Origin of the sequence: Halorhabdus amylolytica (assembly GCF_004944975.1) — an archaeon.
GTDB classification, from domain to species: domain Archaea; phylum Halobacteriota; class Halobacteria; order Halobacteriales; family Haloarculaceae; genus Halorhabdus; species Halorhabdus amylolytica.
Window position 1 is genome coordinate 107,320 of the sequence record NZ_SPQG01000007.1, and the last position, 18,153, is coordinate 125,472.

Consider the following 18,153-nt stretch of genomic DNA (forward strand, 5'->3'; position numbering starts at 1 on the left):
CCACTGATGTGGTGGATGGACAACGACGTACTGACGGGCTGGGAAAATAATGATACACTGGTGGGATGGATGGACAACGCCGGAACCGTGTGCGTTCGAACATCGATCCGAGGGCGTCAGAACGAGCCATAGAACGGACATCACGGTCAGTCACCAAATATCTCACTCCGGAGTCGTGGTATATCAGTAGACATATCTGGTTTCAGGTAGACGGTGTCCGTTCGACGGCATCGGTACGTATCCTGACGGGCTCGGACCGTCGTTCGTCACGGGACACTGTGACACGTTCCGCCGCAGTCCGTGCCCTGATACGTATAAAGAACTAACACGGCGTATGTCACGTCGACGTATCGGTCGCGTAGCCTATCTGGCCGCGTTCATCGCAATCCAGCAGTTCACCACCGTCTTCGACCAGTACCCGCTCCTGGAACTCCTCGGGATCGTCGGTGTCGCGATCGTCGGCCTGGACGCGCTTGTGTGTTCGCTCCGTCGCTGGCGGTCGATGGACGCAACGCTGTTCGGAGACGACGCTTCAACCAGCGAGTAAAGGGCGGTGTCGTATCCTGCAAGCAGGATCACGGTCCAAGGGCGACGCCCTCGAGTCGGTGACGTCCTGACTGACGTTCGGTGTCGTCTCCGACGACCGTCAGAGAGTGCCTCCCCGTGACGGTCTTCCGACGACTTTGGTACGCCGTGGTCTCATCGCTGCCCATGCAAATACTCGTCACCTCTTTGGAGACGTATATCGGCGAACTGCGCCGATTTCGGTTCGATCGCCACGACCAGAATCACAACAGTCGCGATCACTTCCATCCGCTGCCGGACGCCAGCACGGAGGACGCACAGGATCGGGAATTCCCGACTGACCTGACGACAGTGATTCGGGACATCGTGTTGCCGTGGGTAGAGACGCGATTCGGTGAGCTTTGGGAGCAGGCATAGGGCCAGCCATGTCCTCATAGGTTTCCCAAAGCCACGTTTCAATTTATGTAGCAAACCGACCAAATCGAATCACAACCGATGAAGGTCTACCCGAAGATTCCACGCCACGACCATCCGGTTGTCCCGTTGTCGTTCTTCGACGCTCCGGACCTGTGCCTCCTCGAGAAGTACGACGGGAGTTCCTTCCGGTTCACGCTGTACGACGACCGCTACGCCGACGCGTATCCGGACGCAGTCATCGAGGCCGCAGACGGCGACGGCAGCCTCGTCTTCGGGACCCGGCGCTCGACCCGGGGCTCCCATCGCGATCCGCTCGGTGACATCGACGGGGCGCTCCATCGTGCCGTCCGCTGTCTTCGCGAGGGGATCGACGCCGCGGCGCTACGGTCTGCCCACGACGAGTTCGACGGTCCGCTCGTCGTCTACGCCGAGAACCTGGTGTACTCGACGCTGGACTACGGGTACACCGAGCGCGAGATTCCCGCGCTGGTCGGGTTTGATGTGCTCCCGTACGCCGCGATCGAGACGATGACGCCGCCGGGGAATCCGTACGCGGAGACCTTCGAGGGGTTCCTCGCTCTCGAGGACGCGTGGCAAATATTCGATCGGATCCGCGTTGCGGACGCGCCGACAGATGCGGCGTTCGTCCCGGCGCGGATCGTCGATCGGCCCGATCCCGGATTCGACCCGGAGGCGTACACGTTCCCCACCTCTTCGCTGGCCGACGACGTGCGGGTTGAGGGAGCCGTGGTCAGGAGCGACGAGACGAACCGTCGTGTGAAGGCCGTCCGCGAGGCCTTCGCGGAGTTGAACCGCGAGCAGTTCGGCCAGCGTCCCGAGGAAGCCGAGACGGGCGCGGAGTACGTCGTCGCGACCTACTGCACGCCGGCCCGGATCCGCACGCAGGTCCGGGAACTGCTCCTCGAGGAAGGTCGCGAATTCGGGCTCCACCTCAACGAGGAGCTGTACCCCCGCGTCGTCGAGGACATCTGGGCCGAAAACTGGCAGGAGTTGATGGATCTCGACGAGTCGTTCACTCCAGCCGACGTGTATCCGCTGGTCGCCGAGCGCTGTATCGCGGAACTCCGGACCATGCAGACGAACGCCGAACTCAACGAGACCGATCCGGCGAGACTCTGGGAGCACCTGGAGTGAGTTCTGTTAGCGCGAACACGTCACGCCACTGGTCGAGCCAGATCCGTTCGCCGGGTAGTTGGTCGTTCGTCGGTCCACCGCAGAACGTCTGCGGTTCGGTCGAACGTATCACTCGTCCACGAGCGCTGCCTCGCCCGATCGCAGCGCCGCTTCGAGTGCAGGGGAGTCCCGGATGGCCGCGATCGGTTCGGGCGGGGCCGGATCCCTCGGCCGGTCGCCCAGCTGTCGATGCCACCACTGGACATCCTGCCACGAATCCTGCTTGTAGCCAGCCGCGGGGAAGGTTCCGACCTGTTCGAACGCGACCTTCTCGTGAAGGCGCACACTCGCCTGGTTCCGCACGGTCACCGCGGCGTAGGCGTCGACGTAGCCCTGCTCGCGCAGGATTTCCAGCAGCGCCGTGTACAGCGCGGTTCCGACGCCCGATCCCTGGGCATCGCCATCGACGTAGACGGTGAGCTCGACCGACCAGGCGTAGGCTTCCTTCGACCGGAGCGAACTCGCCGTCGCGTAGCCGATGACGCCTTCGTCGTCGGTCTCATAGACGATCCAGGGAAATGCCTCGTGGGTCTGCTCGATTCGCTCTTCTATCTCTGCCGTCGTCGGGGCCTCGGTCTCGAAGGTGATCGCCGTTGACTCATACGGACTGCTGTAACTGTTTCCCGGTACGACCGCCCGCACTCGGGGGGTCGATATCGAAATGACTTACAGCAGTCCGTATCAACATACGGCGCGTAGATCGAATGGATCGCGGCCGCGTCTGCGGGCGTGGCGATCCGGAGCGACGCGTGCATGTCCAAACGGTTTCGACGGAAGTACTGGAGTGTTGTTGGTTCCCTTCCGGTCGGCAGCACGTCGATTTTTCTCTGTCATGTTCCTATCTCACCGATCTTTTTATACCGGAGTTCGGCCAGCTAGGAATCACACTACCGCTCGTTGAGCTTCCGCCCGCCGGAACGCTCTCTCCGCAACAGCGATGTGATATCCATGCCAATCGAAATTTCAGGCGAACACACGACCGCTGAATTTCTCGTCGACGAGGAGTCACTCATCGAGGACAACTGTCTCGAACAGGTCCGCACGCTCGTCGATCACCCGGCCTTTACCGAGCCGATCCGGATGATGCCCGACGCCCACGTCGGAGCCGGCGCACCCATTGGGTTCACCATGCCGCTGCCGGATCGAGTCGTTCCCAACATCGTCGGCGTCGACGTCGGCTGTGGGATGGTCGCGACGAACCTCGGTGAGGACCTGCCACTCGACGGCCCGGAACGCGAGCGTCGGGTGCGCGAGGCCGTGCCGATGGGGCGGACCGTCCACGACTACGACGATGCACCCCACCTCGTGGAAGAGTTCCCGTTCGACCGGGCGAACAAGGTGTTCGACCGCTTCGACGCAGCGTATCGCGAGCGCTTTGGCCGCCCGATAGACCCGATCGAGTTCGACTTTGAGGGCTACGACGACGAATACTTCAAGGCGCTGTGTCGGCGCGTGCTCGCTGGCTCGCGCCAGGGAATGGGCTACGTGATTCGCGGCGCGGGCACGCTCGGCGGCGGCAACCACTTCGTTGAGTTCGCGAAGGCTCGTGATTCCGGGGCGTACTGGCTGGTCATCCATAGCGGCTCGCGGTATCTCGGCAAGTCCGTCGCCGAGTACTGGCAGGACAAGGCAACGCAGTACCGCGAAGCCGACGCGATCCGGGAGGCCTTGCCAGCGGAGTACGCCGAGTATCTGAAGTTCGATCCCGAGACCGTCAGTGACGAAGACCTCTTCGCGTGGGTCACCGGTGGGAAAGGCGAGTCCCACGTCCGCAAGGAGGCCATCCGGGCGGATTTCGACGGTGAGCGAGTCGACGAGGTCTTTCGGGCGCTCTCCCGGTCGCAGGAAGCTCTCGAAGGTCGCGACGAGGATCTCGACTGGCTGGAGAGTCGAGAGGCTCACGGCTACTACGTCGACATGCTGTTCGCCCAGCAGTACGCCCGCTGGAGCCGCGAGCTGATGAGCGACGCCATCTGTGCGGTGCTGGACGTTGATCCGGTCGACCGGTTCCAGTCGATCCACAACTACGTCGACTTCCGGGATCTCACGATCCGGAAGGGCGCGACACCAGCCCGGGAGGGCCAGCGACTCGTCATCCCGTTCAACATGGCCGAGGGCTCGCTGCTGGCTCGCGGGAAGGGGAACCCGCGATATCACTCTACGGCTCCCCATGGGGCCGGCCGGACGATGGGGCGTCGCGAGGCTCACGAGACGCTTTCAGTCAAGGACTTCGAGACGGCGATGGCCGAGGTGTATTCGGAGTCGGTTGGCGAGGCGACGCTCGACGAGGCACCGACGGCCTACAAGCCCGTGGGGTCGATCGTCGAAGCAATCGAACCGACCGCGGAGATAATCGATCGGCTCGACGTCGTTCACAATCTGAAGGCGACAGAGTGAGTGACGTCGACGGGCATCAGGCCCCACATTTCGGGGACGACACCGCGTTCGTCTACGCAGAAAGACTTAATGACATAGAGTGACAAAAGATGACAACCATGCCGCGCCACGTGAACGACCTCCGGGACGGCGACCCGTTTCCGGTGAAACCGGACACGAACGAATATCGCGCGGTAAGTTTCCTCGTCCAACACCGCGAGTACGGTTTTACCCCACGGGAAATCGCTGATCACACCGAGATCAGCGGGTCAAGCGCGTCAAAAACGATGACCCGGCTGTTCGAGAAGGGGCTCGTCGAACGGGCAGACGGCACGTATTACGTCGAACCCGAACGTGCTGACACCCTCCAGCGCCGACTGGAGTCGATCGACGCAGCGACTCGATTGTTCGACGATGCACCCGCGGATGACGCGTACGCCGAACCCGGGTGGGAACAGCACGTGCCGAGCATTGGTGAGGAGCGTGCCGAGCAGACCGAGCGTACTCGTTCTGAACACGACGCTGACACAACGGCTGCAGATCCCACCCGAAAAGCCGAGCGACTCGTCGCCGAGCTCACAGACGACGAGACGATCGACCGCGAGGAGTGACGTCGATGGCGTATCGTCACGGGGACGTGGTGTCGATTCCGGATCCCCACGACAGACGACCGTCGCGACCGGCGGTCATCATCTCCGATTCGGACTGTCCCGATCACGGGACTTGCTATACAGTAGCTGCGATCACTGGAAGTGAGCGATTTGGGGAGACACGGTACGCAGTCGAAGTGGAGACTGACGAACCGGTCGAAGGGACGCTGCTCAAGCGCTCGTTCGTCGAACCGTGGACGACCGAACGGATCGCGCACGACGACATTCGAGACGTCCATGCGCGATTCGGGGCTGAAACGATGAAGCGTATCGCAAAGGCATACGCCGCCATGGTCCTACGGGGATGAACGACCACTGTCCATCGCTACGGATGCAAAACAAATCCCTGGGACGTTGGTCTCGGCGAGAATTTGCATCCGTCCTCAGTCGGCTTCTTCGACGGATTCAGTCCCGTTCGCGACGAGCGTCCGGATCCGGCGTTCTCCCTCCTGACGTGCCGACTCGTCGGCGCGCTCCCGATCCGCGAGTTCCTCACGGTGGTCGTCGTAATAGTACGCCAGGGCGGTGCACAACGCTGCCATCGAGATCTCGTACTCGCCCGCGACGACGTGTGGGTCCTCGTCCTAGTCGATCACCCGTCGCTTACAATCCAAGACCGTGATTCGCGTCCCCGCTACCCGTGGCGAGCCATCGTGGATCTCGTCGTCGCGAATGATCGTCGTCATGGCTAATACTATAGTTTCAGAACTGTATAACGGTGAGGCGACCGAACCGGTATGTTCTTTCTGCCGGGTATGGATGTCCACGTATGCGCATCCTGCGGGTCGCCCAGAAGGTCTACCCCGAGGTCCCTGGCGGCGGGACCTACCACGTCCACGCGATGTGTCGCGATCAGGCCGCGATGGGTCACGACGTCACGCTGCTGACGATCCGTCACGACGAGTCGTTGCCACACGTCGAGGAGCGTGTGCGGGGTACACGGTGGTGCGCTACGATCCCGCGTTTTCCGCGCTGGGCAACAACATCAGTCCCGGGCTGGCGCGGTATCTCTTCTCGGCGGAAGATTTCGACGTGGTGCATGGCCACTCGCACCTGTACTTCTCGACGAATCTGGCCGCGTTCCGGTGTCGACTGGGGGACGTGTCGCTGGCGCTGACGAACCACGGGCTGTATTCCCAGAGTGCCCCCGAGTGGGTGTTCGACCTGTACCTGCGGAGCGTGGGTCGGTGGAAGTTTGAGCAAGCTGACGTGGTGGCGTGCTAGTATTTATTGTGTATTTGACCATTATGATTGATGTCGTTGGTTCGTGCTGTGGGCTCTAGGAGCGCTTCGCCCAGTATGGAGGTTGCATGAGATCTTGTCATGCGGATTCGAAGTGATTGTGGCCACCCTGAAAGCCCTCGTCAGTTCCGGTCCCGCGACTCTCACGGATCGCTTCGCTCCCCGTTCGAGTGAACGTGGCCTCGCTTTGCTCGGCCACGCACTCGCTGCGCGCTTCGAGCCTTCAGGCTCTGCAGTGCTTGCTTCATGAGGGTTCCCGGAACTGATTTGCCCTTTCATTCCGCCAGGGTTCCGCTGATTAGTGGGGAGGAACGGGCTCTTCACTCAGTGCTTATCTGCAGCCGCCTGGTTGTGGGTTCGAACAGAGGACTGCTACAAGGCGGTCAAAGAATTGTTTGGTAGACTTCCTGATATTCTGACACCATTCGTTCCTCTGTAAACTGTGTGGCGGCTACCGCCTGTGCTCGTCGGCTCATTTCGTGTCGTCGCTGGGGGTCTTCGATCAGAGTCTCGACGCGATCGACAAACAGTCCATCGGTCGTGTTTGGAGGGACCACAAAGCCGGTTTCGCCGTCGTCAATTGCTTCAGCAACGCCACCAACGTCGCTGGCGACTAGGGGAACACCGGCATGCATACATTCTAGGACAGTGATTGGAAATCCTTCGAACCGTGACGGCAACAAGAAGACATCGAAATCAGGGAGGAATTCCAGTGCGTCCTCGACGAATCCCGGCATGTACGTGTTCTTCATGTTATGATCGTCGATATATCGGTGGCACCGTTCCTCGAGCGGTCCACTCCCGATCAACACTGTCGCGACATCGTGGCCCTGCTCTCGGAGATGCTTTGCGGTTTCGAGGTTCGCGAGTGGATTCTTCTGAGGGGCAATCCGTCCGATAGATCCGATGATTGGCGTGTTTCGATCGATTCTGTACTCGTCATGGAGGGTCTTTCGATCGGACGGGAGTTCCAACGGTGGAATCCCGTTATGAATGATTGTCCCCTCGTTCGCAGAGAGAATTTCGTGGCGTTGCCCCTGTTGGCGGTCGTTACGGGAAACGCAAACGATCTCTTCAGTACGTCGTTCGAGAAACCGCTCGCCACGGATGACGAGCGGGCGGAGCACACTGTATTCCGTGTTGTAGAATCCCCAGCCGTGAACGGTGAAGACGCTCGGGACACCAGCGCGCGATGCGGCAATGCGGGCGAGTGCTCCCGCCTTGGTGCTATGGCTGTGAACGAGATCGAAGTCGCCCTCGTCGATCAACTGGCGCAGGTCACGGTACGCGAGCACGTCCTTGGGATGAGGAGTACTCTGTAGGTGGGGTTGGACGTGTACCGACACACCTTCGTTTTCGAGCCGGTCAATCAGTCGTCCACCCGGGCCGCAAGCCACGGCAGCAACGTCGTCGATCTGGGTTGCCAACGATTCGACGACACGGGGTGCTCCACCCCACTCTGACCGGGTGATTACCTGCAGGATACGTTGTGAATTCATTTGATACCCTTTTATTTCAGTAAATCAACTACAATCTCCGATGAGCCGGACGATTTTCTTCACTTCCTCCTGTTTAGTCATGATTAAACTGATGGCACCCGATTCGTCCACAGCTATAGAGACGCTTCGGTTTGTGTGGTGGGTTGCACGACTCAGATCCGGAAAACTGAATCCCTTGTATAGTTTGTCTCCCAGAATACCAAGTGCCCCGCTGTGGCACAATAATCTGACAGATCTGGGTGGATAACCCAATCATTAGTGTTATTGTCGACTTTTGATATTCACACATCCATGGATGCCAATATTCTCCGGGATTGCTTAGGACTGATGATGTTTGTGGTTGGTCCATGTAGTGCGATTTTATGTTGAGGATATTGGTACTGAAATCGTGGCGTGAAATGACTCATACGGATTAGTGTAGATTATTTCCGGATGACGTCGACCCGGGGGTCGACGGATACCGGTAAATCACTACACTAATCCGTATCACTTGATCTCTGGTGGAGTTCTCATAAGCCTATTCCAACTCATTATGTTAACGAGTCATATCCCTTCTAAAATCGCCGGGTTCGGATTGATTGACTATCGATCGTGAAAGAGACTTATGAGTGGGGGGACCTCTCATGAAACACACTTAGCGCCGTGTTTACATAACACACTATTGATTATCCGCCCTCTTGCAGTTCTGGTCTATACAAGTGAGGCTCGAATCATACCACAAAAACGTTCAGATTAGAACTCGCCGGCTGCCGTCCAAATGCAGTTATAATAACTCCTTGACAAGAACGTCGCCGATTCAAGTATATCTACAGTGGGGTAAATCAAGTCAACAGTCCCGCAACTATCTAGTATATAACTATTCTAAGTACCCGAGTTCTTTAAGATGGTCCTCAATCATTTCCTCGTCTTCGACGGCTGTCTGTCCGTGAGCACGCCGGTGTTGCATCTGATCTAAATGTTCGTCAAGTGTCGAACTCAATAACTCGTAGATTTCTCGTTCATCGTCAATCCGATTTTGCTCTTCGCTTTCTTCAGGATTTTCAGAAATATCAAAAAGATATTGGTCACCCTGATGACGGAGTAACTTCCATCCGTCAGTACGTCGCACACCAGCATGTTCACGATCTAGCTCTGCACCAACATCGATAAACCCGTATTCCCGATCGGGGGATTGCCATTCTTCTTCCCTGATGAGTGGATCACCATCCCACTGTGATGGAACATCAACATCGAGAAGAGAAAGTATCGTTGGCGGGAGATCAACTAAGCAAACTTGATTTTCAACTCTCGTCGCCGCCTGCTTCGGAAGCGATATCGCGAGGGGGACACGGATAACCTCTTCCCAGAATTCTTGTGGGTGACCGCCACGTCCGTGTTCACCATGCATGTCTCCGTGATCTGCAGTAAATACGATAATGGTTTCGTTAAGTTCGTTGCGGTCCGAGAGAGTATTGAATAGCCGCTTTATCTGGTTATCAAGATATCGACACTCAGCCTTATAGAGTTGTTTCTGGAGCTTCCAATCTTTATCATTCATCTCTTCAGGGTGATGTACGGCAGTTCTGGCGAGCTTTTGAGATTGAACCCTATCTATTGGCTCGTCCAAAAATAATCTCTGATACTCGTCTGGTGCTTCGTAGGGAGCATGGACATCCATCGGGTGCAACCAAGAAAACCACTTCTCTTGTTCACGAGACCAGTCAAGTAGATCATCTACAAGGACCTCTCCCCGCACAAAGCGACTCTCTTTATCACTTGCAGTAACGAAGGCGTTATCTATGAGATGGTACACGCGGAGAAGCGACTGGAATAGTATCCCCTCGTGGTCAAGATTTTCTCTGATAAATTGCTTGAATGTTTTCCAAGACGTGGTAGCACTGGCATCACGCATATCGTCGATTCCTCGGTCGTAGTTGTAGGCACTCGACGCGAACCGATTATCTGTGAAACCTCCCGTCGAATACCCCTCTTCGGACACTACCTCAGCCAAAGTCGGATGCGGATCTTCTTCTCCTGGAATACCGAATCCTTCGGTAGAACCTGCGTACCGACTTGCGAGTAGTGCTGGAAACGACCATGGTGTTCCAGGACCATTAGCGATGCATTCGGTAAATTCGACCGCGTCGTCAAAGAACGAACGAGTGAAGGGCATGATGTCCTCCCTAACGTGGTCAGCTCGAAGAGCATCCACCGTAATATAGAGGATGTTCATATCTGGTCCAATTCGACAATCCCGATAAATGGACTGGTTTAGTAATAAGCAGATATTCGTCCACTGATATTCTCACCCACGTTTCGGCAGAAACCGTTTAATGCTTGTTTATAGAATGGGTGGATAGAATATCGAATGGACGTCAGAATTGCACACTCAGAATCGCTTGACCGCGGTGGTGCTCTCACTGTGGCAGAAGAAGCTGCACGCACTTTCGATTGCCCGTTACATGTTGGCTTCCACGTTCCGGGGATCGTGGCCGACGATATCAATGCGATTGAACTGTTTGATGCACCGATCGCCCGTTGGCTCAGTCACCATTCGTCGGCCATTCGCGATGCATATTTCTCTTTGGCTTGGCAGCACGTCCCTGAGTTGCATGACGCTGACGTAGTAATCGAAAGTGGCAATAATCCTGGCTGGTACGTCCCCCGCGATACACAGGCTATCGTACGGTACGTCCACAGCACGCCCTATGCCGCCTATCACCGGTTTCACGAGTCTGGGCAGACCCTGGCAGGGAAACTTTATGGTACCGTTCTCCGGACGTTATATGCTCAGACAGTTCCATACCCAGATGTTTGGGTTGCCAATAGTGAACTCGTTGCCCGTCGAATACGGCGGTATTGGGGCGTTCAAGACGTTGAAATCGTTTATCCGCCTATTGACGTCAACTCATACGGCCCTCGTGAATCCGCTGACTATTTTTTCACTTTTTCACATCTGCGCGCAGAGAAACGCATTGATGAGATCATTCGTGCCTTTACCAGTCTTGACGAGCGTCTTGTTATTGGGGGGGATGGACCTGAGCGAGACCGGCTTGAACGGATGGCTCCGCCCAACGTGGAGTTTGTCGGTTACCTTGATGAGGACGAAAAGCGTCGCCGACTCGGGGAGGCACAGGCGTTTTTGTTCAACGCCCGTGCAGAGGACTTCGGTATCGTGCCTGTTGAGGCCTTTGCCTCTGGGACGCCAGTAATCGGTGTGGCTGAAGGATATACGCAGCATCAGATTGAGGATGGGAAAAACGGGATTCTTTATGCACGAGGCGTTGAAAACATCATCTCTGCTATACGATCATTTCAACAGGACGGAGTTGATTGGGATGACGAGTATCTCCAGAATATAGCCCAACAATATGACATCGATCAATTTCGCACTCAGATGCGAAGTGTAGTAGAGAAAGCTCACGAACAGACGAAAATTAATCCTGAGTATGAATAAATATAGAATATATGAAATCTACTAAATCATTAAACCTATCAAAAGAAACAATAATCTCTGTCGGTGCTAGAATCACGCTTTTACTCTCTGGATTTATTGGTATCGTATATTTCGCTAGGACTGTCCCGCCTGAGAATCTCGGAACTTATTTTTTCATAATCGCATTTTCTCAAATCATTCAACAAGTTATCGAAGGACTGGGTAAGGCAATTAAAAAAAGAATAAGCGAGGAGGGGGTTGATCCTGAAGGCTATTTTGGCCTCGGACTATTCTCTAACCTGATATTTGTACTATTCCTTTTGGCTTTGGTTAGTGTGGCGTATTTTGTTGGATTAGAGCAATCTATCGGTATTCCATTTGAATATATTTACTGGATGGTCGGCATAATCGCAACGTCGGGGTTGTTTGTTCTAACTAGTCAAGTGTACGCCGGCATCGGTTATCCTGGTCTTTCGATGTGGATGAACACAATTCGAAACATTGGAAGAGTCACGATCCAAATCGTTTTAGTAGCGAATGGGTTCGGCATTGCCGGTCTATTTGCAGGGTTCGTCATCTCTAATGTTATAATGGCTGTCACCGTATCTATCATATCAGGTATATGGCCACACCTACCATCGAAACGAACAATCAAAAGAACGGCCTCATTTGCGAGATGGAGTATCCCAAATGTCCTTTTTCAGCGATTTTATTCCAGAGCCGACGTTTTGTTGATTGGTATTTTGGTGGGAGGGACAGCTGTGAGTTATTATGAGGTTGCGCTTAAATTGACAACGCCAGCAATATTCATCCCAGTCAGTCTGGGTAATGTTCTTTTAGTGAAAACGAGCGGACTTTCGTCAATAAATGAAGATGCCAGATCTGGGTTACGACGTTCAATTGGATATGCAGGCCTCTTATCCATCCCAATATTTTTTGGCTCTCTTGTAGTTGGCCAGGAACTTCTTGTTGTTGCTTACGGTCAGAACTACGCAAGTGCTTTGCCTGTTCTCATTGGTTTGGGGTTGTTTCAGGTAGTAAATACGTATCGTATCCCGTTTGCTAGATTTTTTGATGGTATAGACAAACCCCGATTGAATACTGGGGTAAATCTTGTAACCATATCAATCCACTTATTGCTTGCTTTTTATTTAGGTACGAGATACGCACTATTGGGAATCGTTGCTGCAACGATCGTAGCTGAGGTAATTCGAATAACACTATATCTATACTTCTGTAATAAAATATATAATGATATATTTATTGACAAGATGGTTGCTCATCAGATCATCTCTGGAACGGTAATGTCGGGTGTAGTTTATATCCTTGCAAAACTCAATTATTTAGAACCGAATCTATTCGCCCTGTTGAGCCTTATCGCTATCGGGGGGGCCATATATGTCACGGTCCTTTCTACTATAAACGAAAATATCGAAGAAAATGCCAGAGAAGTCGTGAGTTTCCTCCGAGGGGCGTTCGTATCTGTCTTTAACTAAGCCGAATCTGTTTTCATTCTAATGTGCCCACGTATATTGTTTGCGATATTATTATATTTACCATGTGTGTTCTAGAGAGATAAACTACTCTTCGTTTCGTGTTCAGCGCCATTTGTCGTTGCTAACAATAGGAATGAGAGATCATCATACATCTAATCACGGCATCAGACTGTGTCTATGTCATTCATTCGATCAAATAATCAAACGATAAATCTTTTTTCTTTGTCTCACATTATCCTCAGTAAATGTACTCATTAGCTCAAATCCGACGTGGATTGTCTAATCCTGCATTGTTTTTACGGGAAGCAAATCGTCTCTTCCATCGTCGATTATACTTCCATACTTACAACCGAAGCGGTATTGATATATTTGATGAAGATTGGGACAACCTCATCTTGTTAGACGGGTGCAGGTATGATATGTTGGAAGAAAGATATAAAAAACTTCCAGGAGAGCTTGGGTATAGATACTCACGCGGGTCGACTACGGTTGAGTTTCTTCGGGGGAATATGAGTAACCGAAAGTTGACAGATACAGTATATATAACCGCAAACCCTCAATTGTATATGAATAAAGAAAATATTAACGTAGAATTCCATCGTGTTATTGATGTTTGGAAAGAAGATGGCTGGGATGAAGAAGTTGGCACCGTCTTCCCGGAAACTGTAGCAGACTGGGCACTGGACGCGTATGAACGATTTCCTAACAAGCGATTATTGATACATTTCATTCAACCCCATTACCCATTTATTGAGTCATCAATGAAAGAAGATAAAGGCCACCTGGATAAGGCGCATCTCGATGATGCCGATCAAGGACTTTCCCTTTGGTCAAAGAAGATGCTCGGAAACACAGAAATTACTAAAGAAGAAATTTGGGAAGCTTATACAGAAAATTTAGAACGTGCCTTCCCCTCGGTTAAAAAATTGATGAGTGAACTTAATGGACGTACTGTTGTCACGTCTGATCATGGGAATATGGTTGGGGAACCCTCGTACCCGATCCCGATCCGTGACTGGGGCCACCCTGCAGGGATCTACACTGAAAAGCTTACTAAAGTCCCGTGGCATATTTATGAGAAGAATCCGCGTCGAGAGATAATCACTGGCGAATCGAAACGAGAAGAACAAAAGGTACCTGAAGAGACGGTCGAGAATCGGTTGGAGGATTTGGGATACGTAAGTTAATTTTAAATATAAATCACCATTTAAATATTCTATACCTAACGAATGGGTTTTGGGATTCTAAACTTCATTCAAAATCAAATAAATCCTCTGCCATGACTATCTGAAGCTATTTTCTATGAGATTCCGGTCGTGGGAGTTGGGATGACCCCCCAGATCGTGACAAGAGAGGGCAGTCAGATATCCATCCATCAGTATTGACGAGAAACTCTGTCTTTGCGACATCGTTTTTCTCAGTGAATCGATGCAGGAACGCTGTCCTCAGAAATCGGAGATTCTTGTTGTGCAAACGAATATTTTGCTCTCGTTAACGCCGGGGAGTCTGTCCTGCGGCGGTTGAATATATCTTTTTCCAACAGCAGTTTCGACTCCGTATCGAAGCGGCATAGAGCCACTTCTTTTCGCCGTCTCCCTTGATCTGTTTCTCATCGACCGCGACTCACCGATAGCGCTACTGTCGATGGGTCGTTGGATCATAGCAAGTTCTTTTTCCTATTACCAGACTGCCTGATGATAGCAATCGAATATTTAGTCAGTCAAAGAGAGCCTCAACATCACCCAATGACCGACCCTTTGAGAAAGTCGAAACTCGAAACAGCGCACGGGAGTCAGCGTTCACTCGTTCTTCCAACTATCTTGATTTTCCACATCTAACAGTTCCCTGAAATGGTCCATGAGTTTCATGGACAGAACTCATCACGACCTCCTCGCTTCTCAATCCCTCAACTAGACAGTTCCATATTCTGATGTAGATAAAGCAAACAATCTTTGGGGGCCCTGAACTTTGAACGCATATGCCCACGAATCCGTCTCGAATTGAACGTGCCTTACTTCTTTTTGCTACCGCAGCCAGCCCACTGTTTTTCGTCCAGCTTGCAGGCAAAAATTTAGCTCCGTGGACAGTATTTTTCCCGATTGTTGTGTTGTTGTACGCAGTTCGGACTAATACTATTATAGTTGGTCCGACAACTCGATATCTGCTTGGACTTCTCATATTTTGTCTTGCAATTACATTATCAACGGTTAACAGCCCATTCCCGTTGGAATCTCTACTTGATAGTGGTCAATATTACATTATTTTACTCATGGTTATGCCTGCCTGCTTACTTGGGTTTCGCGATCTCACCACTAGATGGTGGGTTGTGCTTATCCTTGTTCTTTCACTGAATAGTATTAGCGTGATCGGCGAGGTCGTTGCGATCATTAACGGCTCACTTGTAGTTGAGCTTGCCTATGGTAACCACAATTTAATCCCTATGTTGACAGGTGCTGCAGCGATATTGAACTTCGGACTTGTATTTTCAAATAATTTTAATGATGAGTGTCGTAAACTTCTAGCAATGTTGTCTACCGTTCATCTATTTACTGTGTTTCTCGGACCTTCAAATGGCGCGAAAGTCATGCTCGTCATTGCCGCGTGGCTTTTCGGCTGGTGGATGGTTGAACGGTCACGCTATCCAAGTAGATTCTACGGTCTTGTTTCCGTGGTGGCCGGATGTATCGGCCTTTACGGAATCTATGCTTTCTGGGAGAAGATCTATGAAGCTGCTTTCTACCATCGGATACCAATGTATTATGAAGCGCTAATCGATGGCATCCGGACATTCCCTTTGGGCGGCGGCATGTCTTCGGCGAACGTATATCTTGCCGATCTGCCCATCGGCATTTCTCGAGAAGTTCACAATATTTGGCTATCCCACTGGCTCGAATTTGGTGTTCTTGGAGTCGCTGGCTCTGTTCTTCTATTCCTTGACTGGCCTATTCTCTTTACCCGTGTCATTCACAGTCGATCCGATGATCTTGCTGGTTGGGAGTTTGGGACCGCCGTGCTGTTCGGCGCTTGGTTCGTACAGGTCCAGTTTCAGCCTGCGCCAGTTACGCGATTCTGGTGGATTGTGTTCGCGCTTTCGTGGACGGTTTTGCTTGATCACCACCCAGACAGGTTGGCGCTTTCGTCACAAGTTACGCTTGATGGGTCGTCAGTACCACTCTCGACCGTTTGGCAGTCTTCGCGAGTTACTAGCGCTTGGGTGACTCTGAAGGAAACCATGTGGGCCGTTTCACAAAGGGTTTCCTCAGTTACTGTCTGTAGGGAGGACGAACCCATCACGCTGGACCAGATAGGGAAGGCGTTTACAACGCCTTGGCGACATTCGTTACTCCGAGATTTAGTACGGCTACTATTGTCGGACAGTGGTTCAAATACAAAATAGTATTATTATATAGTAATTGAATATATGTACACATTTGCCTTTACTACTGCGACTGGAATCCGGACTGCATAGGATCGTATATAATCATTTTTATGGCTCTTTTGGACCTTATCTTGTAATCATCTATATTGTATGTAGATCAATGAATGGTGGATGCTTCTTATTTTTGAAATCACTACGCACAGCGATTATCAACCTCGTACACATGGATATTTGGTTCTTGGGTATAGATCAGTGATAGTTCAGACCCCTTAATTTCTCCTCGGACAGTTGATGTTCCTCCAGAGAGTGGTACTGATTCATTACTGGAGATAGTCCGACCAATAGCTAAGGCATCAAAGGTGACCTTACCATTTTTCTCACGGACGGAGAATTGTTGACCAATTTCCCCATAGTATGCACCTTGTAACGATATACCGTGTTTTGTCAACACATGTTGCGTCTCTAGTGCATGTGCTAATCCAGCGATACCGCCATCTCGTGTTGGTGCCGAGACCTCAATCCAAGCAGAATCACAACCAGACTCGTTTATTTTGTCTGCAACTTGTTCTCCATTGTAGACATCTATTGCCTGGCCACTGTCTACCTGAACCCAAGCAATACCTGATGTAATTAAAGAAATCATAATCAGTACTGAGACCAATTCTACTTTGATATCTGATATAGATTCTTTGTGAATGAAAGTCCACGCCCCGAGTATACAAAGAGTGCTGAGGAGGATCAATGCGCGGGGTGTTACTCGAAATGTGGAAAGTATCGGAAGGCGGTAAAGCGGTTGAAAACTTATTGCTAGTAGAATACTGCCAATTGTGGCAGTACTCCAAGCGATCCACCATTTCCTGTTGTTTTCTTTATAATAAATATTGTATAAAAATCCAAAGACTGCTAATCCCACAAGCGGGGCACCAATAACTGCATAAGACTCGCGACGCATAGTCCATTGAATAGCTGGTGTCGATGACAACTCGATAGTGAACCCGATGAGATTTGGCAGGATTTTCCCCAGAGAAACACCACTGCCAACGGGGGGTCGAGAGATATCACGAATTATAACAGGTAATATAGATAATGCCAATTTCGGAAGTGATAGAAGGCCTCCAATTAAAAGACCCATGATGTACCTGTTATTCCAGAGTGTTAATGCAAAAATGCCGGTTAACAAGCCGAAATAGAAAAACCAGTAACCACCGCCAGTCAAAAGCAAAACTGAAAGGGAAACGCCAGCGATCGCTCCGCGGAACATAGTTTGCTGATTTAACCGGTTTGGAGTCAGTTGAAAGAGTAACAAAAGAACCCAAGGGTACGCAAGAATCTTCTGATAGTGGCCTTGAAATGCCGCAATCGGCATTATAGAAGCAATAGCAAATCCTGCAGCCAACGTCATATCAACGTCTTTTCGAGCGTAATAATATGTGACCGCCGGAGCGACGGCCATATGGCCTGCAAGGACAGCCTTCAAACTGCTTTTCAAAGGTAACGCTGGAATGTATACCGGCCACCAACCCGGGTAAAACCCCTTCCAAAGTGGATTTACGAATTGGTACATTCCACCGTACCAGAGGTCTGTATAGATTGGTAATGCACCATTTGCTATACTGTGGCGTGCATGAAGAACTGGTAGGAGGTTCGATATTCCATCTGCGCCGTACGGAATGCCCGGTGAGAAAAAATGACTAGCTGATAGAAAAACTGGGATGAGCATTATGAAAAATAGAACAATATAATCCTCTTGAGTAAAGAAACAAATCTCTTTCAACCTATTGTTCCGGTATCTTTTGAAGACCTCATTTAACTTGGATATAAATGCACTAAACAAGGTGTATAGTCGTTCTTGTGGTTGAGTGTAAAGGTTTTGATCCATCCTAGTGTATTATCCTTGATAATATTCTGTGAAAGAACCTTCTACTGTCAATTCAAATGGGGATATATAGATTATTCACTG

At 51.7% G+C, this 18,153-nt stretch carries 16 protein-coding genes and 2 pseudogenes; 11 read left to right on the forward strand and 7 right to left on the reverse strand.

Features of this window, described 5'->3' with window-relative positions; translation table 11 throughout:
• The first annotated feature begins 334 nt into the window (after positions 1–334).
• The 3 genes from E3374_RS10500 (at position 335) to E3374_RS10510 (ending at position 2,097) form a co-directional block, all read left to right on the forward strand.
• Positions 335–547 carry a hypothetical protein gene (locus tag E3374_RS10500; protein WP_136689041.1) on the forward strand — a complete coding sequence of 71 codons (213 nt, stop codon included), beginning with the start codon at positions 335–337 and terminating at the stop codon, positions 545–547.
• Positions 548–711: 164 nt separating this feature from the next.
• Positions 712–942 (forward strand): hypothetical protein, encoded by a 231-nt coding sequence (locus tag E3374_RS10505; protein ID WP_248299449.1) that lies wholly within the window; start codon positions 712–714, stop codon positions 940–942.
• A gap of 78 nt (positions 943–1,020) precedes the next feature.
• Complete coding sequence (locus E3374_RS10510; protein WP_136689042.1) at positions 1,021–2,097, forward strand: hypothetical protein; 1,077 nt, start codon at positions 1,021–1,023, stop codon at positions 2,095–2,097.
• Between the two features lie 108 nt (positions 2,098–2,205).
• Here E3374_RS10510 and E3374_RS10515 read toward each other — a convergent pair whose 3' ends face one another.
• Positions 2,206–2,778 carry a GNAT family N-acetyltransferase gene (locus E3374_RS10515; RefSeq protein WP_248299450.1) on the reverse strand — a complete coding sequence of 191 codons (573 nt, stop codon included), beginning with the start codon at positions 2,776–2,778 and terminating at the stop codon, positions 2,206–2,208.
• 306 nt (positions 2,779–3,084) lie between these two features.
• Between E3374_RS10515 and E3374_RS10520 the strand changes: the two genes are divergently transcribed.
• The 3 genes from E3374_RS10520 to E3374_RS10530 all read left to right on the forward strand — a co-directional run bounded on the left by E3374_RS10520 (position 3,085) and on the right by E3374_RS10530 (position 5,470).
• A complete protein-coding gene (locus E3374_RS10520) occupies positions 3,085–4,533 on the forward strand; it encodes an RtcB family protein (protein ID WP_136689043.1) in 1,449 nt (482 codons plus the stop codon).
• Positions 4,534–4,631: 98 nt separating this feature from the next.
• Positions 4,632–5,123 (forward strand): MarR family transcriptional regulator, encoded by a 492-nt coding sequence (locus E3374_RS10525; RefSeq protein ID WP_136689044.1) that lies wholly within the window; start codon positions 4,632–4,634, stop codon positions 5,121–5,123.
• A gap of 5 nt (positions 5,124–5,128) precedes the next feature.
• On the forward strand, positions 5,129–5,470 hold the full coding sequence (locus E3374_RS10530) for a type II toxin-antitoxin system PemK/MazF family toxin (RefSeq protein WP_136689045.1): 342 nt from the start codon (positions 5,129–5,131) through the stop codon (positions 5,468–5,470).
• Positions 5,471–5,545: 75 nt separating this feature from the next.
• Here E3374_RS10530 and E3374_RS17670 read toward each other — a convergent pair whose 3' ends face one another.
• Both E3374_RS17670 and E3374_RS17675 read right to left on the reverse strand, forming a co-directional pair.
• Positions 5,546–5,704 (reverse strand): hypothetical protein, encoded by a 159-nt coding sequence (locus tag E3374_RS17670; RefSeq protein ID WP_248299451.1) that lies wholly within the window; start codon positions 5,702–5,704, stop codon positions 5,546–5,548.
• Positions 5,705–5,746: 42 nt separating this feature from the next.
• Entirely contained in the window at positions 5,747–5,848 is a 102-nt protein-coding gene (locus E3374_RS17675; RefSeq protein WP_248299452.1) for a DUF433 domain-containing protein, read from the reverse strand.
• A gap of 83 nt (positions 5,849–5,931) precedes the next feature.
• Here E3374_RS17675 and E3374_RS10540 point away from each other — a divergent pair.
• A pseudogene (locus E3374_RS10540) lies at positions 5,932–6,383 on the forward strand (glycosyltransferase family 4 protein); the annotation flags it as partial.
• Positions 6,384–6,787: 404 nt separating this feature from the next.
• On the opposite strand, the gene E3374_RS10545 reads toward E3374_RS10540, so the two are convergent.
• Together E3374_RS10545 and E3374_RS10550 are read right to left on the reverse strand one after the other, a co-directional pair.
• Positions 6,788–7,903: a glycosyltransferase family 4 protein gene (locus tag E3374_RS10545; protein ID WP_136689046.1), complete on the reverse strand. Its 1,116-nt coding sequence runs from the start codon at positions 7,901–7,903 to the stop codon at positions 6,788–6,790.
• 856 nt (positions 7,904–8,759) lie between these two features.
• Positions 8,760–10,115 carry a sulfatase-like hydrolase/transferase gene (locus E3374_RS10550; protein WP_136689047.1) on the reverse strand — a complete coding sequence of 452 codons (1,356 nt, stop codon included), beginning with the start codon at positions 10,113–10,115 and terminating at the stop codon, positions 8,760–8,762.
• Between the two features lie 189 nt (positions 10,116–10,304).
• On the opposite strand from E3374_RS10550, the gene E3374_RS10555 reads away from it, so the two are divergent.
• From E3374_RS10555 to E3374_RS10565, 3 genes are all read left to right on the forward strand, one after another.
• Positions 10,305–11,339, forward strand: coding sequence for a glycosyltransferase (locus E3374_RS10555; RefSeq protein WP_169051829.1), 1,035 nt, complete (start codon positions 10,305–10,307; stop codon positions 11,337–11,339).
• Between the two features lie 11 nt (positions 11,340–11,350).
• Positions 11,351–12,814, forward strand: a complete 1,464-nt coding sequence (locus E3374_RS10560) for an oligosaccharide flippase family protein (protein WP_136689049.1) — start codon at positions 11,351–11,353, stop codon at positions 12,812–12,814.
• A gap of 245 nt (positions 12,815–13,059) precedes the next feature.
• Positions 13,060–14,001, forward strand: coding sequence for a hypothetical protein (locus tag E3374_RS10565; protein ID WP_136689050.1), 942 nt, complete (start codon positions 13,060–13,062; stop codon positions 13,999–14,001).
• 99 nt (positions 14,002–14,100) lie between these two features.
• Here E3374_RS10565 and E3374_RS18095 read toward each other — a convergent pair.
• Positions 14,101–14,437, reverse strand: a pseudogene (locus E3374_RS18095) (hypothetical protein); the annotation flags it as partial.
• 355 nt (positions 14,438–14,792) lie between these two features.
• Here E3374_RS18095 and E3374_RS17180 point away from each other — a divergent pair.
• A complete protein-coding gene (locus tag E3374_RS17180; protein WP_169051830.1) occupies positions 14,793–16,211 on the forward strand; it encodes an O-antigen ligase family protein in 1,419 nt (472 codons plus the stop codon).
• A 175-nt stretch (positions 16,212–16,386) separates the two neighbouring features.
• Here the strand turns inward: E3374_RS17180 and E3374_RS10570 are convergent, their stop codons facing one another.
• On the reverse strand, positions 16,387–18,072 hold the full coding sequence (locus tag E3374_RS10570; protein WP_136689051.1) for a hypothetical protein: 1,686 nt from the start codon (positions 18,070–18,072) through the stop codon (positions 16,387–16,389).
• Between the last annotated feature and the right edge of the window lie 81 nt (positions 18,073–18,153).